Consider the following 15,916-nt stretch of genomic DNA (forward strand, 5'->3'; position numbering starts at 1 on the left):
AAAAACTGTTTCTTACGAATTCAGTTCAAACAAAAAGCTCAAAATCGCTTGCTGACGGTTTTGAGCTTTTTGCTTGGTTTAATTTTCAAAATAACGTTGTTTCTCTAACTCCCAATACTTTTTATCCTCATCATTGATTTCTCTTAATACTTTGCAAGGATTACCAACTGCTACCACATTATCAGGAATATCCTTAGTTACGATTGAGCCAGATCCAATAACAACATTATTACCTATTTTGACATTTGGATTAATCACCACATTGCCACCAATCCAGACGTTATTGCCAATCTCAATTGGCTTACCGTATTCGTATCCTTCTGTTCGAATCACGGGATCAATTGGATGACCAGCCGTATAAACTCCAACACGAGGGCCAAACATAACATTGTCACCAATCTTTACCGGCGCAATATCTAACAGAATCAGGTCGTAATTAGCATAGAAATTTTTTCCAATAATAGTATTACAACCATAGTCAGTATAGAACGGTGGCGTTATATAAGGCTTTTCACCAACCTCTTTAAATAAATCCTGTAAAATCTCAGTTCTACGTGGAATTTGTTCTTCGTCGGATTGATTGAATTCCTTTAATAGTTTCTTAGCTTTCAAAAAATCCTTTTTCAGTTCTGGATCATGTGCTATATATAAGTCGCCAGCCAACATTTTCTCTTTTTGTGATCTCATAGTCATATTCCTCTATCTTTAAAAATTCATACATCAAGGATAACAATTTTTTGTCAAAAAAATACCCATTTACAAAAGCAAATAGGTACAATTTCTATTCTATCTAAAAACAGGCTTACTATTACGATATTGAATATCGTCTACCCCATCTAAAACGTTGCTGTATCTTGCTGCAGCAAAGAAATAATCGGATAAACGATTAATAAATTTAAGCACGTAATCATTGATTGGTTCTTCTTGCATCAAGGCAACGATTTCTCTTTCAGCTCTTCTAGTCACAGTTCTTGCCAAGTGTAAATTAGAAGCGGTCTTTGAACCACCAGGTAAAATGAATTTTTGAATAGCAGGAACTTTGGCAGAATAATCGTCAATCTTCTTTTCTAACCAATCAACAGCTTTATTATCCTCTGTAAAAATAAATTCATGCTTCTTATCATTGGCCGAAATTGCCAAATCAGTTCCACAGTCGAATAATAATTGCTGAATCTCTTGTAATTCATCTTTTAAAACCAAATTCTTTTCAGACAAATTAGCAATCACTACACCAACTAAGGAGTTCAATTCGTCAATTGTTCCATACGATTCAATTCTTTGAGCTGACTTATACAAAACGTCATTGCCAATAATTCTAGTCTTACCTTTATCTCCAGTACGTGTATAAATTTTCATATTTAACAAAGCTCCTTGCCTAATAATTATCTTTCTTAACAACTATACCAAGAAATAATGTACAAAAGATGACTATTTTTAGCTTTCTCAACTTTATCTATGTATAATCAGTTTATGCAACCGATATCATATGGATGGGAGGTAAGTTTTATGCATGACAGTTTAACATTACAATTACTCGGGGAATTCATTGGTACCCTAGTATTAGTTCTATTAGGTGATGGCGTTGTCGCCGCGGTCAGTTTGAAAAAATCTAAAGCTGAAGGTTCCGGTTGGATTGCCATTTCTCTTGGCTGGGGATTAGCCGTAACTTTAGGTATTTATTGTTCAGCCTTTCTTAGTCCAGCACATTTAAATCCTGCTGTAACTTTGGGAATGGCTATCGCGGGTGTCTTCAATTGGAGTTACGTTGTTCCTTACATGATTGCTCAAATTTTAGGAGCAATCGTTGGAGCTGTGATTGTCTGGATCAATTATTATCCACATTGGCAAGAAACCAAAGATTCTAAAGCTATTTTAGGCGTTTTCGCTACAGGTCCAGCTATCAGGAATTATCCAATGAACTTCATCAGTGAATTTATTGGGACATTCGTCTTAATCTTTGCCCTACTGGCTTTTACTAGAGGTAAATTCACACAAGGCTTAAATCCGATCGTTGTAGGACTTTTGATCACTGCTATCGGATTCTCACTCGGTGGGACTACTGGTTATGCCATCAATCCGGCCAGAGACTTAGGACCAAGAATTGCACATCAGATTTTACCAATTGCTAACAAAGGCGATTCCGATTGGAGTTACAGTTGGGTACCAATTCTTGGACCACTAGCTGGTGGAGCTATTGGTGCTTTAGCATACCTATTAATTCCTTAAAATATTTAAAAGTGGAACATTTCAATCACTAAAAGGGTGTTTATACCAACTGATATAGTTGAAATATGCCGTCGTCCGCAAAAAAATTTGTGAGCCGCTGGAACGTGGTGTGATTTTACTACCGACTAGTTCGTTGGTTCTAGTATTTTCAACCCTACAAATATAGAAATTTTAATTAAAAGAACAGCCTCCATTAAGTATTCAAGATATATCCTTTACTTGAATCCCTTAACAGAGGCTGTTTTTATCTTATTGAACTAAATTATTTTACAAAATCACGTATTAAACATACTTATTTCAGTGAAAATAATCAAAATACTATTTAGTCTGGAGCAAGAATTGGAAATGTGTTCAGCTATGAAATTATTGTTGGCGGCTTTGCCGCTTACAATAAGGCTGATCTTGGAGATCCATAATTTTGCCGAAGGTGAAATTATTAGCTTCAAGTCATGCCCATAGCGTTCCAACACATTTCCAATTCTTGCGGAAGACGGAAATTTAAGTACATTCGTACCTTTAATTATTAGTTATTATTTTTAAATAAATCATACTTTCGTTGGTAATTACTAAATAACTTAATCCAACGCTTACCAACTAACAATAGTAGAACGGCAGTAAACACAGCGTGAACGACATCAAAGTAAAAGCTAGCAGCTAAAGAGGTCAAAATACTCTGCCAACTAATTGGATTCACAAAACCAATAATGTAATAAACATCCATGATCCAGCCCATGATAAACCCTGACAAAAAGCCCCAGAGAGCTAATTTCCAAGTTGCGATATCTTTTTTCAACATCAATCCTGATATCAAGCCAATTAACCCCAAAGCAAACATCTGCCATGGCGTCCAGGCACCTTGACCAAAGTACATATTTGACGTTAAAGCAATAATTGTTCCCATCAAAAAGCCCGTTTCCGGTCCACTGACAATAGCCCCTAGAATTAAAATAAATAGTTCCGGTTTAACTGCCGGAATAGCCGCAAAGATGATTCTTCCTACGACTGCTAAAGCACAGATAATAGCAATAAAAACAATCTCCCGTGAAGTATGCGGTGATTTTTCAAACCTCCAAAAATAAACGCCCAAAGTCAAAACCAAAAATCCAAAAGAAAACAATAAATAATTTTTACTTGAAAAAATGGCCATTAAAACTAACACTAAAATTGCTAAAACTAATAAAGAAATTGATTTACGATTCACGTCGTCTAATATCCTTCCATGACAAGGCTAGTGGAAAAGTTTCCCTTAGTGCCTTGTTTATTTCCGTCGTATAGAAAAATTTATCTCTGAAAAATACTGTTGGTGCAGCAAATTGACTGATTTTTCCATCAAACATCATCGCTATTTGGTCAAAAAATCTTGCCGCAAATAATAAATCGTGACTATTCACAAACACCGTTCCACCGTCATTTTGAAACTGATTCAACATTTGGCCCAATTCTAGTTTCTTATTGGGATCTAATCCCTTAGTGGGTTCATCCAAGAATAACATTTGGGGGTTCTTGATGAAACCCAGAGCCAATGCTAAGAATTCTTGCTGACCACCACTCAAGTCATAAGGACTCGTCTTTTCCAAACCAGTTAGAGAAAACTTTTCTAACACCGCTTCAAGTGTAGTGTCACGCTTGCTTAACTGTAGCTGATATTTGATTTCCTCAGCTACCGTATCCTTCATGAACAGGATAGCTGGATTCTGTGGTAGAACGAAAACTTTCCGATAGAAATTGCTTTGAACTTTATGACCGGTAAATAAAATCTTGCCCGATTGAGGCTTCAATTGCTGCGTCATCGTCTTTAACAATGTCGTCTTTCCCATCCCATTAGGCCCAATAACACAATAAGACTGCCCCTTTCTCAACTCAAAACTAACATTATTGATAATCTGTGGGCCATTGAAGTCAAACCGAAAATTTAAATGCTTGATCTCCAAAATATTTTCAGCGGAAGTGTCGATCTCAACTTTACGAGGAACACAGTTTAACGATGCCCTGTTCTGATTTATTAGGAGTCCAACCTCCTTATTGCTCAAAGGTAATTGTTTATCTGCAGACAAATTCAGCTCCAAAATCAAACGGTCAACTTGGGTCAAGTAATTTTTGAGGTGAGGATTTTGATAGATATCACGCAAACCTGTATTCACTGGTGCATCCTCAATCAAACTGCCCTTCTCCATGACTAGTAATCTGTTGGCATAGCGAATTGCACGATCAATCTCATGTTCAACCAGTAATACTGTCACATTCAATTCCTCGTTGATTTTATGTACCATCTGCAATAACTTTTCGGCCGCAATGGGATCTAATTGGGAAGTCGGTTCATCCAATAACAAGACCTTTGGCTTCAAAATCAAGGCACTAGCTAAGTTGACTAATTGCTTTTGTCCACCGGAAAGGTGTTTCTCATTAATATCCAACAAATCAATAATCCCTAAATAACTGGCAATTTCCGTAATCCGTAACTGAATCTCATTTTGGTTACAGCCCTGGTTATCCAAGACAAACTTCAATTCATCCCGCGGAGTTTCCATGACCATCTGGTTGTCAACAAACTGTGACACATAGGCAAAATTATTATTGTTTAATGACAAGTCAGTCACCAATTCACCTGACAAAACTTTTCCCACCGCTAAATCAGCTAACATTTGTTTCAATAAAGTACTTTTACCACTGCCAGTTTCACCAATTAATACGACAAAATCACCCGTTTGAACGGAAAAATCAATATTTTTTAACGATACTTTTTGACTGTTGTTGTATTTGAAGCTGTAATCTTTGAAATGTAAAATTTCCACCATAAGTAATTTACCCCTCCAAATATAACTGGTAATAAAATCAAAATCACATTAATTAAAAGTAAAACAAGTTCTGAATTAGTAAAGGTCAATCGAACATCAATTGAACCTAAATTAATGACACCAACTTTACCAATAGCCATCACAATATCAGCTACTAGGCCTGAAACCACCAAAACTGACAATAGAAAATCGGCACCTCTGTATTCCAGCTTACCAATACTTTTTTGATGATTATTGAAACCACGCAGAATTAATGTATCTGAAACGTTCATAAAACTGGCGACAGCTTTATTCAAAATAATCTCCATTAGATCCATCGTTGACTTTAATTTAGAATGCTGTACCTCATCTTGAGTTCGAAATTTTCTAATCGACTTCGTTTCATTATAAATTTGAATGATCCGTGGAATGAATTGAATCGTCAAAATAAAGATCAGTGCTACATTCTTCAACAGACTAGATAACAACTCAAAAACCGTTTTTACTCGAATCAAAGCATTATAAATATAAAAAGCCCACAACAAATTTACAAAGGATATTCCTAAAATAAGACCATTAAGTAACGATTCTTGTGTAAGTCGAAACGAATAGAAAGTCCAGAATACATCTTCTCCACGTTGATTCAAAATTAAATTAAACGCAAAGGTCACAATAAAGATTACGCAAGAAAACTTGAAATAAGTTTTTATTTTCTCACGGTTAACCAGAATAGCCATAAAGATTAAAGCTATTAAGCTAATGAGAGAAATAATTGGATTGTTAAAGAGCAGCGATATCAGGATAATACCAAGCAAATAGATGAAAATCGTCACGCTATTAGTTCTTTTTTGAAAGTTCAAAATCAACTTATTCATCATCGCACGCTCCTTTCTCAATATTCCTATTTTAACTTATTCACGAAAAAAATCTATTTGATTCATTTGGATTTTTCTTTGTTATAATAAAAATCGTTGTACAAATTGAGGAGGAAAACAATGAAAAAGATTACAGCATTTTTATTGTCATTATTAATGTTACTAGGAGTATTTGCTCCAGCAACTGCGACAACAGTTCAAGCCAAGGCATCTAAGAATATCAAAGTTACTTACACTTTGAAGAAGAACAAAAAGAAGATTGCTAAGAAAACTATCACATTAAAAAAGAATGCCACTGTTACTGACGGTCTAAAGAAAGGCTGGAAAGTTAACGACAAAGGCGGCTTTATTTCAGCTATCGATGGTCACAAACAAAATAACAAGAAGAAAATTTACTGGACATTCACTGTTAACGGCAAACAAGTTAACGTTTCAGCTGACAAAAAGAAATTACATAACAAAGACAAAGTTGTTTTCAAATTATCAAAATATAACGGTTAACGATTAAATGAAAATATGAGATGAGGATAAATTGAATATCCCCATCTCATATTTTTTTGTGTAAATAAGTAATTCATTAAGTTAAGTTTTTCTTAACAAAGATAATAACCCTCTTTTATTATATTAAAAAGTGCTATTTTATACTTGAATAATATATTCGGAGGAATTAATTATGAATAAAAAGAAAATTGTTTTAGCCTCAACACTTGCTGTTTTATTAGCCCCATCTGTTCTTAATAATTTACCTACAAATCAAACTGTTCATGCTGCCAACACTCAACTAATTGGAACCGTAAGACGTGGTGGTGCTGCCACGGTTGACGCCAACGGTAATTACGTTCGTGGCGGTTACTTAGGGAATTTCACTTCATGGAGATTAGGTCAAAGAATCACTATCAGTGGCAATCCTTACTATGAAGTCGCAACTAACCAATATGTTGACGCCACAGCTATGAATATTAGCAATGGTAATCAAGTACTCAACCCCGTTCAAAAAGAAGTATCCTATGTTAATGCTGTTAAAACCATTACTGGCAATAATGCTACTGTAGTTAATGATAATGGTTACAGCTTGGGAGTTACCCTTCCTAACGGAACTTCATGGAAAGTTGACCAATACAAAGTTATCAACGGTTACCCTTACTACCGTGTGGCCACAAATGAATGGGTTAAAGCTTTAAACTTCACTTCTGACTACAACGGTACAAGCAACACTAACAATACTGTTGCCAATACTAATGCTCAAAAAATCATCACACTTCGCACTAATTCAGTCATCTATAATGGCTTAGGTCAAAACACTGGTAGAACTTTACCAAGTAACAGTTCTTGGAAAGTAGCTCAAGAGAAGACTATCAACGGTCATCAATATTACCAAGTAGCTACCAACGAATGGATTCTAGCTACCGAGGATAAGAACACTTCTATCTTCAGTAATGGTACTGCAACTGGTACCTTGGCTAAGAACGTTCAACTATATAACACTTCTTCAAATTCTATGACTAGATCACTTTCGACTGCTACTTCTTGGAAGATTTCTAGCGTTGTAGAGAACAGCGCAGGTTACTACTTTGCTCAAGTTTCCAACAACGAATGGATTCCATTAGGCGGATCAGTCTTTAATGATGGACTCCTTCAACAAGAGTTGGCTAACTCTGCTACTTACGAACCAAGCTTTGCTATCAGTCTTTTCAAATAATAATCGTAAAAAAATAAGGCAGCCACTTTGACTGTCTTTATTTATGTTCAATTTTTTCTTGGAGTTTATGATTATTTAATACTTCTGCACAGTAAAAGGCTCGATTTTTATACAACTGTTGCTTATCCTTATCGTCATCCGCTTGATAAACTAAATAAAGATTATAGTTCAATTCATCTAGAAAATAGGATAAGTGATTGTCATTGGCAAAATTCAAACCACGCTCAGAAATACTTTTGGCTGAATCAAATTGTTCTATTTGTAAGTATGCCTTACCTACCATTTTAGCAAGAAAAATTATTTCTAATCCACTAGCATTATTAACATTAAGATTTTCTCTCAAAGAACTGCTAATCAAACCGAGATAGTAATCAGCTTCATCAAAGTGCTTCTGGCGATAATATATCTTGCCCTTGAATAAATACGACATCAAAGTATAGATATTATCTTCATCAGTCTTAGTTTCTCGCAAAACTTTATCAAAGTGGAAGGAACTCAATTCATAGTTACCAACATTGAACTTTATGACACCAAGAATGAAGTCACATTGTGCCCGATCCTTAGCTTTAATTTTGTCTTGAATTAGAGCAATCTTATCTTCAATTGAATCTAAATTACCTAAAAGAACATCTTTTTCGATATCATCCAAAATAAAAGTTTGTTCAGGTTTGGAATCACTGGAAAATTCACTAAAAACATCATTCAAAGAAAGATCCAGGCGCTGACAAATTTTTATCAAGACATCCATTTGAGGAGTCATGTTATGCTTTTCCATTTTACTAATAGTATTTTGATTACACAAACCACTAGCCAAGTCGCTTTGAGTTAGATTCAAACTACGTCGTTTATCATAAATTACTGATCCTAAGAACACGTCTCTACCTCACTAATCATTATTACAAGTTAGTATAATTGTACCATTCGAAATTATATTTTACCTTTTAACGTAATTTCTTAAAGAAGGTTTTAAATATGATATACTACATTGTTTGAAATTTTTATAAGAAAGGAAAAAATATGTTTGACTCTTTACAAATTTTAGCAAATTTCGATTTACTCAGAGATATGAGTCACCATTAAATATAAAGTAAGGAGAATTAAAATTGGAACAATTTATAATACCGTCTTGGTTAGTTCTTGATTTTTCAAACACCTTATTAATGTATATATCAATATTTCTATTAATTCCTAACTTATACTCAAAAAGAAACGTAATATTATCTTTTTCTTTGAGTTTATTGTTTACTTTTATTGATTTTTATTTTCCTAATGCTTCGTTATTGCTTACTTTCTTTACATACCTCTTATTTTTAAAACAATCAAAATTGAATATAAATTTACCAATTCAAATCATTTTATTCTTGGTATCTTTTTTATTAACTTCTCTCACCCAAGGAATAGCTAGTTACTTTGTAATAAAAGTTTTTAACTTAGGATTCAGTGTTTATTCATTTAAAACTTTATTAGGAACAATTCTACTAACATTAATAAACTACACTTTAACATTACTAATTATTATCATTCTAAAATTTATATTGCACCTAGACACTATTCAAAATATTATTCATAACAAGACAGTAATTAAAATGGCTCTTTTATCAACTATCGTAATAACCGTCTCTTATGCATCATTAATATTAATGTCTAGACATGAATTTAATCAATTAACCTATTTAAAAACAACACTATTGGTCAGTTTAATGTCTACTATATTTATAGTAATAGGAAGCATCATGTTGGTAATGGGATACATGAAAGAAGTGAGATCCAAATATGAAATCAGACATCTGAAGGAAAGAAATTTATACATCGAGGAACTTGAAAGAAAGAATACTGAATTGAGAAGATTCAAACATGATTACAAAAATCTCCTTACATCATTATCGGTTTCATTAAGATCTAACAATTCTAATAACGATTCTATTCAACGGCTTCTTGATTATGCAGATAGTAATGTTGATATGACTTCAACCGTTGAAAACGCTAATTTATATCATCTTAATGACGATCTAGTTAAGGGAATTATTATTACAAAATTAGTAGCTGCCAAAAATAAGCATATTGAAACCAACTTTGAAGTAGATCAAAGCATCCTCATTCCTAAAACTTTATCGGTCGAAATAACCCGTATTCTAGGAATTCTTTTTGATAATGCTATTGAAGCATCCCTATTAACTAACAATCCTGAAATAAGTTTTGCTCTTGTTACATTTGATAGTTATCTAGAGTTCATTGTAAAAAACAATATTGCCTCATCTGAAAAAATCAATTTGGATCAAATTTACCAAACTGGTTATACATCTAAAAAAGATCATAATGGTTTGGGACTATCGACTGTTAATAAAATCATTCATTCAAATAGTAATCTACTCTTACAAAACAAAGTTAAAGACGGTTACTTTTCAACAATCCTAACTATATTGGAAGATAAATAATGCTACTTAATATAATAATTTGCGAAGACGACAGAACCCTTAGAATGTACTATCAATTAATAATCAAGGATTACATTAAATCTCATCCGGACATTGATATGAAAATTATGTTATCTACTGGAAATCCTAATGATGTAAATATTTATTTAGACAACAATCCAAAAGAGATGAAATTCTTTCTACTGGATATTGAATTTCCTAATTCAAAAATAAGAGGTATAGATTTAGCTACTAAAATCAGAAAAAATGATTTGAATGCTAAAATTGTCTTCATTACGACACATGAAGAACTGATGCCAATGATTTTCGAACGAAAAGTAGAACCTTTGGATTATATTACTAAGGAAAAAGGAATTAATAATATTAAAAGAAAAATATACACTGATTTAGATATCACTGTTGAGCGATTAGTCAGACCGCAGAATAAGCGATTAAAAGAATTCAATTTCAGAATTGGTTCAAAACAATATAACTTTGATATTAATCAAATTAACTATTTTGAATCCTTAGAACATACTACCAATGTATTCCTGCATGCCACTAATCAAAATATTGAATTTCCTGATACTTTAAAATCTATCTCTCACAAAGTTCCTTATTTCTATCGTGCTCATAAAAGTTTATTGATCAATCCTAATAATACCCAGTCTATTAATAAGAAGGAGCGAAAGATTTACTTTAAAGATGGTTCTTCTTGCGATATATCAAGAAGAAGATTAGTTGATTTTTCTCGAGAACATCCGGATTTAATTAAAAAGTAAAGTCCAATTGCTTCTATATAATATAGAAACAATTGGACTTTTTTGATTAAGCCAAACTAGCTTTTGGCAAAATATTAATAATGTATAGCAAGATAACGAAGACTACGAACAACCCGTACATAATTGGATTAATTTCTTTTCTCTTACCTGCGGCTAACATTGTAATTGGATAAACTAGGAATCCGAAAGCAATTCCGTATGAAATGTTATATGTTAGTGGCATACCGACAATTGTTAAGAATGCTGGCAGCGCAATTTCAAATCTATCCCATTGAATTCCACGCATAGATTGAGCCATCAAAGTACCAACGATGATTAGTACTGGTGCTGTAACGTTACCTGTTACGACTGACAATAATGGTGAGAAGAACATTGATAATGCGAACAATACTCCGACGGTAATTGAGGTTAACCCAGTTCTACCACCGACAGCAATACCAGCTGATGATTCAACGTAAGCTGTTGGAGGAGTTGTTCCAAAAACGGCACCACTGACCATTGAGATAGAATCAGCCATCAAAGCATGACCAATTCTTGGCATTTTACCATCTTTGTCTTGCATGACATCAACTTGTTCGGCTAATCCGATCAAAGTACCAGCAGTATCAAAGAAGGCCACTAATAGGAAGATAATAACTACGGCCCACAATTGAGGTTCCTTGATATCAACAATATGTGCCACACCAACACCAAAGGTTGGCTTCAAACTAGGTATTCCTGAAATAATATGTGCAGGTGCTGGAATCAATTTTGTTACCAAACCGGCAACTGTTGTGAAGACCATTCCGATAAAAATTGATCCTGGAACCTTACGTGCCATTAAAATTGCTGTAACTAATAATCCGGCGATTGTTAATAATGTAGTTGGATTAGTAAATGATCCAATTGCAACAAGTGAAGATTTACTTGCTGTAATCAATCCCCCACCTTGCAAACCAACGAAAGCAATGAAGATACCTAATCCGGAAGCAACTGCTAATTTCAAATCCTTAGGAATTGCGTTGATAACCACTTCACGAATTTTCATCAATGAAAGTACTAAGAAAATCAAACTGGCAACGAATACCCCAGCCATCGCTGTTTGCCAAGGAATTCCCATCGCAATAACAACTGAATAACTAAAGAAGGCATTATCACCTAAACCTGGGGCAATGGCAATCGGATAATTAGCCAAAATTCCCATTAAAACTGAACCAACCACAGCAGTCAATGCGGTAGCTGTGAATAGTGACCCCTTGTCCATCCCTGAGTCTCCCAAAACCTGAGGATTAACAAACAAAATATAAGCCATTGAAACGAAAGTAGTTAAACCAGCTAAAATCTCTCGTCTAACGTTCGTCTTGGCTTCTTCCAAGTGAAACAAGCGCTCAAGTAAGCTCAAGTTTCCCCTATTATCTAATGAATTCAATATAATTCGCCCCTTGTAAAATAATAAACTTTTGAGAACTCATATAGTATTACAGATTTTAAGCATTTTTTCAAGCTAAATAAAAACTTTTATATAGTTTTTCACTAATATTGTTCGTATCCAATGATAATTTTATTTATTTATACTATTAATAAACATATTAAAGACAGTTTTTCTTAATATTATCAGTTAAATTCAAAACACATATTTCATGAACTATATCATGGATATATGAATATCTAATACGTATTTTACCGAACGATTAAGTTTTTATTAACATGGCCTATTTATTGAGTTAAAAAAATATGGTAGTGGTAATTTGTAATTGGATAATACATTAATTATAGGGAGATTAATTATGAATAAGAAAAAAATTGTTTTAGCTTCTACTCTTGCTATTTTACTTGCTCCTGCTGCCTTAAATACATTACCAACTACACAAATCGTTCATGCCGATACTCAATTGATTGGTACCATCAGACGTGGAGGTGCTGTTGCCGTTGATGGTAATGGTCACTTTATCAATGGTGCTGCCTTTGGTAACTTTACTTCATGGAAACTTGGTCAAAGAATTACTATCGGAGGTAATCCTTACTATGAAGTAGCAACCAACGAATATGTTGATGCCAGCTCTATGGATATCACACAAAATGGAAAGTTACTCAATCCAATCAATAATCAAATTTCTTACATCAACCGTGTTGAAACCGTTGGTAGTAAAGCCGCTACTATTGTTAATAATAATGGTGCTGCCACAGGCGTAACTTTACCCGCAGGATCAGCTTGGAAAGTTGATCAAGTTAGATACTTCAATAGCTATCCCTACTATCGTGTAGCTACTAACGAATGGGTCAAAGCACTAGACTTTAATGTTGCATCTTCAGTGAACAACGACAGTCAAACTGTTGTAACTACACCAACAGCACATCAACCAATTACATTACGTACAAACGCTACTCTATATAATGGTAATGGTGTTAGTCTAGGAACAACTCTACCAAAGGGCTCTTCATGGAAAGTTGCTCAAGAAAAGACAATTAATGGCCATCAATATTATCAAGTTGCTACTAACGAATGGGTCCTAGCTACTGAAGATAAGAATACTTCTGTATTCAGCAAAGGTACTGCTACGGTTACTTTGGCTAAACCAGTTCAACTTTACGATACTTCAAGTAATTCAATGACGAGAACACTTCCAGCCGGATCAGCTTGGAAAGTCAACGCTACTGTTGAAAATAGTGCTGGTTACTTCTTTGCTAAAGTTTCAAACAACGAATGGATTCCACTAGGTAGCTCAATCTTTACTGACAATGTCTTACAAGAAGAACTAGCTAACTCATCTGCTTATGAACCTTACTTTGCAATTAACCTTTTCAAATAATTGAAATGAGATGATTGAAGTGACAAAACGTCGTAATTAATCTATCACGTCAGATTTTAAATAAAAGGACGAATTATAATGATAGATTACACATTTCAAAAACCAAATTTTATTGATTCTAAACAAATTCTTGACCTTTATCAAAGTGTTGGTTGGTTAGCTTATGTTCAACAACCACAGACAACGGTTGAAGCTCTTAATAATTCTGTTGTTCTTTGGGCCATTGAAAATAAAAAGCTGGTCGGCTTGTGCCGTGGTATCACTGATGGTAAAACTATTCTTTATATTCAAGATATTTTGGTTAACCGCTCTCATCAAGATCAACACATTGGTACTGATTTAGTTAAGAGATTCTTGAAAAAGTATCAAGATGTTGGACAGACAGTTTTAATTACTGATCCTGAAGATAAAACATTAGCTTTTTATCAATCACTGAAATTCCAAGAAGTTAAACCATCTGGATATGGTCGAGCTTTTGTCATGGATCGTCGATTCAATTAGCCATAAACGTCTCCTTAATTGGGAGGCGTTTTTTATTTCTCTTTTAAAATTAATTATTAAGTCTATAATTAAATTAAAATAATTATAATTATAAAGGAAATACTAATGTTATTATCAAAATACTTTAAGCTGGCCAAATCTAAATCCCTCTTTTTACTAATTCTGATTCCAATTGCATCGGCCATTGAGATTTCCGTTTCATATCTACTTCAATTAATTACCGATACCGCTACCGGTAAAGGATTTTTATCCTATACCAACTTAGTTTCTGTCGTCATTATTTATATTATTGTTGATGCCTTAGTCTATTTTGCTTCATCATATCTTGAGCAAACGACATTAAACGACATTATCAGCGCTATCAAGAATAAATTACTCTCAGCCATGTTTCGACAAAATACCGGTGTTGGTCACGATGTTAAAAAAGTAACTACCGACTACTACAATGATTTTACTTCCACCACTGACATTCTTCGTTCTGACTATCTTCAAGGCAGTATCAACTGTTATAAAGAAATTTGTCAATTTGTTATTGCAATAGTCTTATCACTAATGATCAAACCAGCTTTGAGTTTCGTCATTATCCTGCTCTGCATCCCCGGACTCTTCTTACCTTTCTTTCGACAAAAAAGTCTGAAAAAGAATAAACATCAATTGATTAATATCTCTGAAAAATATACTGGACGTTTACAAGATATCACCAATGGTTTGCGAACCATTCAGTTATTCAATCTCCAAAAAATTCTTACTCATATCTTTCAAAATCAAAACTCCGAACTATTAAAAAGTCAAAACAAAGATCAGTTGATCCGTAAACAAATTGGCGGTATCAGTCAACTTCTAGATAACTTCTTGTACCTAGGAACTTGGGTTGTAGGTATCTACTTCGTCCTCCAAAAGTCGATCACTTTAGGACAATTAGTCGCCTTTTCTCAACTGATGATCTTCATTTCCGAACCAATTCAATCCGCATCCGGTTTAATCGGTGATGTTTTAGGTGGTAAAGAAGCCGCTCAAAAAATCAATTCCAAAGTGAATGTTTCATCTGAAAAAACTAAATTCCTGACACTTTCAAAATTGAAATCACTCAATTACGATAACGTCTCCTTCAGTGATCAACAAAAGAATATTCTGAAAAACATTTCTATAAATTTTGATTCTACTAAACATTATTTACTAGTTGGTAAAAGTGGCAGTGGAAAATCTACTCTAATCAATCTACCACTTAGTCATACTAACTTTATCGGTAAGATTCTTCTAAACAATCATCCCTTGAACCGTTACAGTTTGATTGATATATTTGAACAAATCAACTTACTAGAACAAGATAGTTATCTATTCGACGACAGTTTGAAAAATAACTTAACGCTATATTCCAATAGATTCTCAAATGAAGAATTGATCAACACTCTTAACATCGTTGGCCTAGAAAAATACGCATCGGTTGATAGCCTATCCTCACACAATAATAATTTCTCTGGTGGCGAAAAACGTCGAATCGTTTTAGGAAGATTGCTGTTAAAAAATGCTAATTTCAAAATTTTTGACGAACCGTTAACTGGCTTGGACCCTAAAACCGCCCACGATATAAGCAAAATTCTGACTGATTTGCACTCCGGTTGGATAACCGTTACTCATCAATTTGATGAACAATTATTTGAACATGCTGATGAAATTATTATTCTCGACGGTGGCGAAGTAAAAGTTCAAGGTGGTTTAAATGATTTTGGTGTTCATTCTTGGTTGAAAAAATTGAATTTAATCGGTTAAAAAAGAAGATAACTTTTCCCGAAGGAAGACTTGAAGTGCCCTAAAATTGTTAGACATAATCTAACAACTTTAGGAGCACTTTTTTT

15 protein-coding genes are annotated in these 15,916 nt (G+C 33.9%); 8 read left to right on the forward strand and 7 right to left on the reverse strand.

The annotated features are described in order from the left end of the window. Positions 1-78: 78 nt before the first annotated feature. Both FC97_RS05380 and FC97_RS05385 read right to left on the reverse strand, forming a co-directional pair. Positions 79-687, reverse strand: coding sequence for a sugar O-acetyltransferase (locus FC97_RS05380; protein WP_054643903.1), 609 nt, complete (start codon positions 685-687; stop codon positions 79-81). A 99-nt stretch (positions 688-786) separates the two neighbouring features. Beyond that, positions 787-1,356, reverse strand: coding sequence for a cob(I)yrinic acid a,c-diamide adenosyltransferase (locus FC97_RS05385; RefSeq protein WP_054643904.1), 570 nt, complete (start codon positions 1,354-1,356; stop codon positions 787-789). A gap of 150 nt (positions 1,357-1,506) precedes the next feature. Here FC97_RS05385 and FC97_RS05390 point away from each other — a divergent pair, with 150 nt between their 5' ends. Further along, positions 1,507-2,226: an MIP/aquaporin family protein gene (locus tag FC97_RS05390; RefSeq protein ID WP_054643905.1), complete on the forward strand. Its 720-nt coding sequence runs from the start codon at positions 1,507-1,509 to the stop codon at positions 2,224-2,226. A gap of 523 nt (positions 2,227-2,749) precedes the next feature. On the opposite strand, the gene FC97_RS05395 is transcribed toward FC97_RS05390, so the two are convergent. The 3 genes from FC97_RS05395 to FC97_RS05405 are packed head-to-tail and all read right to left on the reverse strand — an operon-like array spanning position 2,750 to position 5,878. Then, positions 2,750-3,427 carry an ECF transporter S component gene (locus tag FC97_RS05395; RefSeq protein ID WP_054643906.1) on the reverse strand — a complete coding sequence of 226 codons (678 nt, stop codon included), beginning with the start codon at positions 3,425-3,427 and terminating at the stop codon, positions 2,750-2,752. Continuing rightward, positions 3,417-5,021: an ABC transporter ATP-binding protein gene (locus tag FC97_RS05400; RefSeq protein WP_054643907.1), complete on the reverse strand. Its 1,605-nt coding sequence runs from the start codon at positions 5,019-5,021 to the stop codon at positions 3,417-3,419. Before FC97_RS05400 ends, FC97_RS05395 begins: the two co-directional genes overlap by 11 nt. Continuing rightward, positions 4,955-5,878, reverse strand: coding sequence for an energy-coupling factor transporter transmembrane component T (locus FC97_RS05405; protein WP_143442739.1), 924 nt, complete (start codon positions 5,876-5,878; stop codon positions 4,955-4,957). The genes FC97_RS05400 and FC97_RS05405 overlap by 67 nt, the downstream gene beginning before the upstream one ends. Before the next feature lie 117 nt (positions 5,879-5,995). Here FC97_RS05405 and FC97_RS05410 point away from each other — a divergent pair, with 117 nt between their 5' ends. Next, positions 5,996-6,376: a DUF4430 domain-containing protein gene (locus FC97_RS05410; RefSeq protein WP_054643909.1), complete on the forward strand. Its 381-nt coding sequence runs from the start codon at positions 5,996-5,998 to the stop codon at positions 6,374-6,376. Between the two features lie 172 nt (positions 6,377-6,548). Further along, positions 6,549-7,574, forward strand: coding sequence for an SLAP domain-containing protein (locus FC97_RS05415; RefSeq protein ID WP_054643910.1), 1,026 nt, complete (start codon positions 6,549-6,551; stop codon positions 7,572-7,574). A 37-nt stretch (positions 7,575-7,611) separates the two neighbouring features. On the opposite strand, the gene FC97_RS05420 is transcribed toward FC97_RS05415, so the two are convergent. Then, the gene (locus FC97_RS05420) at positions 7,612-8,448 is read right to left on the reverse strand and encodes a helix-turn-helix domain-containing protein (protein ID WP_056967909.1); all 837 of its coding nucleotides are present in this window, start codon (positions 8,446-8,448) and stop codon (positions 7,612-7,614) included. Between the two features lie 868 nt (positions 8,449-9,316). Here FC97_RS05420 and FC97_RS13480 point away from each other — a divergent pair. Then, positions 9,317-10,009 (forward strand): sensor histidine kinase, encoded by a 693-nt coding sequence (locus FC97_RS13480; protein ID WP_186811605.1) that lies wholly within the window; start codon positions 9,317-9,319, stop codon positions 10,007-10,009. After that, positions 10,009-10,770 carry a LytR/AlgR family response regulator transcription factor gene (locus FC97_RS05430; protein WP_054643914.1) on the forward strand — a complete coding sequence of 254 codons (762 nt, stop codon included), beginning with the start codon at positions 10,009-10,011 and terminating at the stop codon, positions 10,768-10,770. Before FC97_RS13480 ends, FC97_RS05430 begins: the two co-directional genes overlap by 1 nt. A gap of 46 nt (positions 10,771-10,816) precedes the next feature. On the opposite strand, the gene FC97_RS05435 is transcribed toward FC97_RS05430, so the two are convergent. Then, positions 10,817-12,181: an NCS2 family permease gene (locus FC97_RS05435; protein ID WP_371125790.1), complete on the reverse strand. Its 1,365-nt coding sequence runs from the start codon at positions 12,179-12,181 to the stop codon at positions 10,817-10,819. A gap of 355 nt (positions 12,182-12,536) precedes the next feature. Between FC97_RS05435 and FC97_RS05440 the strand changes: the two genes are divergently transcribed. The 3 genes from FC97_RS05440 to FC97_RS05450 all read left to right on the forward strand — a co-directional run bounded on the left by FC97_RS05440 (position 12,537) and on the right by FC97_RS05450 (position 15,830). Next, complete coding sequence (locus tag FC97_RS05440; protein WP_054643916.1) at positions 12,537-13,559, forward strand: SLAP domain-containing protein; 1,023 nt, start codon at positions 12,537-12,539, stop codon at positions 13,557-13,559. Between the two features lie 78 nt (positions 13,560-13,637). Then, entirely contained in the window at positions 13,638-14,060 is a 423-nt protein-coding gene (locus FC97_RS05445; protein WP_054643917.1) for a GNAT family N-acetyltransferase, read from the forward strand. Positions 14,061-14,165: 105 nt separating this feature from the next. Further along, positions 14,166-15,830: an ABC transporter transmembrane domain-containing protein gene (locus FC97_RS05450; RefSeq protein ID WP_054643918.1), complete on the forward strand. Its 1,665-nt coding sequence runs from the start codon at positions 14,166-14,168 to the stop codon at positions 15,828-15,830. Positions 15,831-15,916: the final 86 nt, after the last annotated feature.

It is taken from the genome of Companilactobacillus kimchii DSM 13961 = JCM 10707 (genome assembly GCF_001435445.1).
GTDB lineage: Bacteria > Bacillota > Bacilli > Lactobacillales > Lactobacillaceae > Companilactobacillus > Companilactobacillus kimchii.

Excerpts from the sequence above, each read along its gene's own strand:
- FC97_RS05380 (WP_054643903.1), bottom strand. The coding sequence starts at position 687 with ATGAGATCACAAAAAGAGAAAATGTTGGCTGGCGACTTATATATAGCA.
- FC97_RS05385 (WP_054643904.1), bottom strand. The coding sequence starts at position 1,356 with ATGAAAATTTATACACGTACTGGAGATAAAGGTAAGACTAGAATTATT.
- FC97_RS05390 (WP_054643905.1), top strand. The coding sequence starts at position 1,507 with ATGCATGACAGTTTAACATTACAATTACTCGGGGAATTCATTGGTACC.
- FC97_RS05400 (WP_054643907.1), bottom strand. The coding sequence starts at position 5,021 with ATGGTGGAAATTTTACATTTCAAAGATTACAGCTTCAAATACAACAAC.
- FC97_RS05405 (WP_143442739.1), bottom strand. The coding sequence starts at position 5,878 with ATGATGAATAAGTTGATTTTGAACTTTCAAAAAAGAACTAATAGCGTG.
- FC97_RS05410 (WP_054643909.1), top strand. The coding sequence starts at position 5,996 with ATGAAAAAGATTACAGCATTTTTATTGTCATTATTAATGTTACTAGGA.
- FC97_RS05415 (WP_054643910.1), top strand. The coding sequence starts at position 6,549 with ATGAATAAAAAGAAAATTGTTTTAGCCTCAACACTTGCTGTTTTATTA.
- FC97_RS13480 (WP_186811605.1), top strand. The coding sequence starts at position 9,317 with ATGGGATACATGAAAGAAGTGAGATCCAAATATGAAATCAGACATCTG.
- FC97_RS05430 (WP_054643914.1), top strand. The coding sequence starts at position 10,009 with ATGCTACTTAATATAATAATTTGCGAAGACGACAGAACCCTTAGAATG.
- FC97_RS05440 (WP_054643916.1), top strand. The coding sequence starts at position 12,537 with ATGAATAAGAAAAAAATTGTTTTAGCTTCTACTCTTGCTATTTTACTT.
- FC97_RS05445 (WP_054643917.1), top strand. The coding sequence starts at position 13,638 with ATGATAGATTACACATTTCAAAAACCAAATTTTATTGATTCTAAACAA.
- FC97_RS05450 (WP_054643918.1), top strand. The coding sequence starts at position 14,166 with ATGTTATTATCAAAATACTTTAAGCTGGCCAAATCTAAATCCCTCTTT.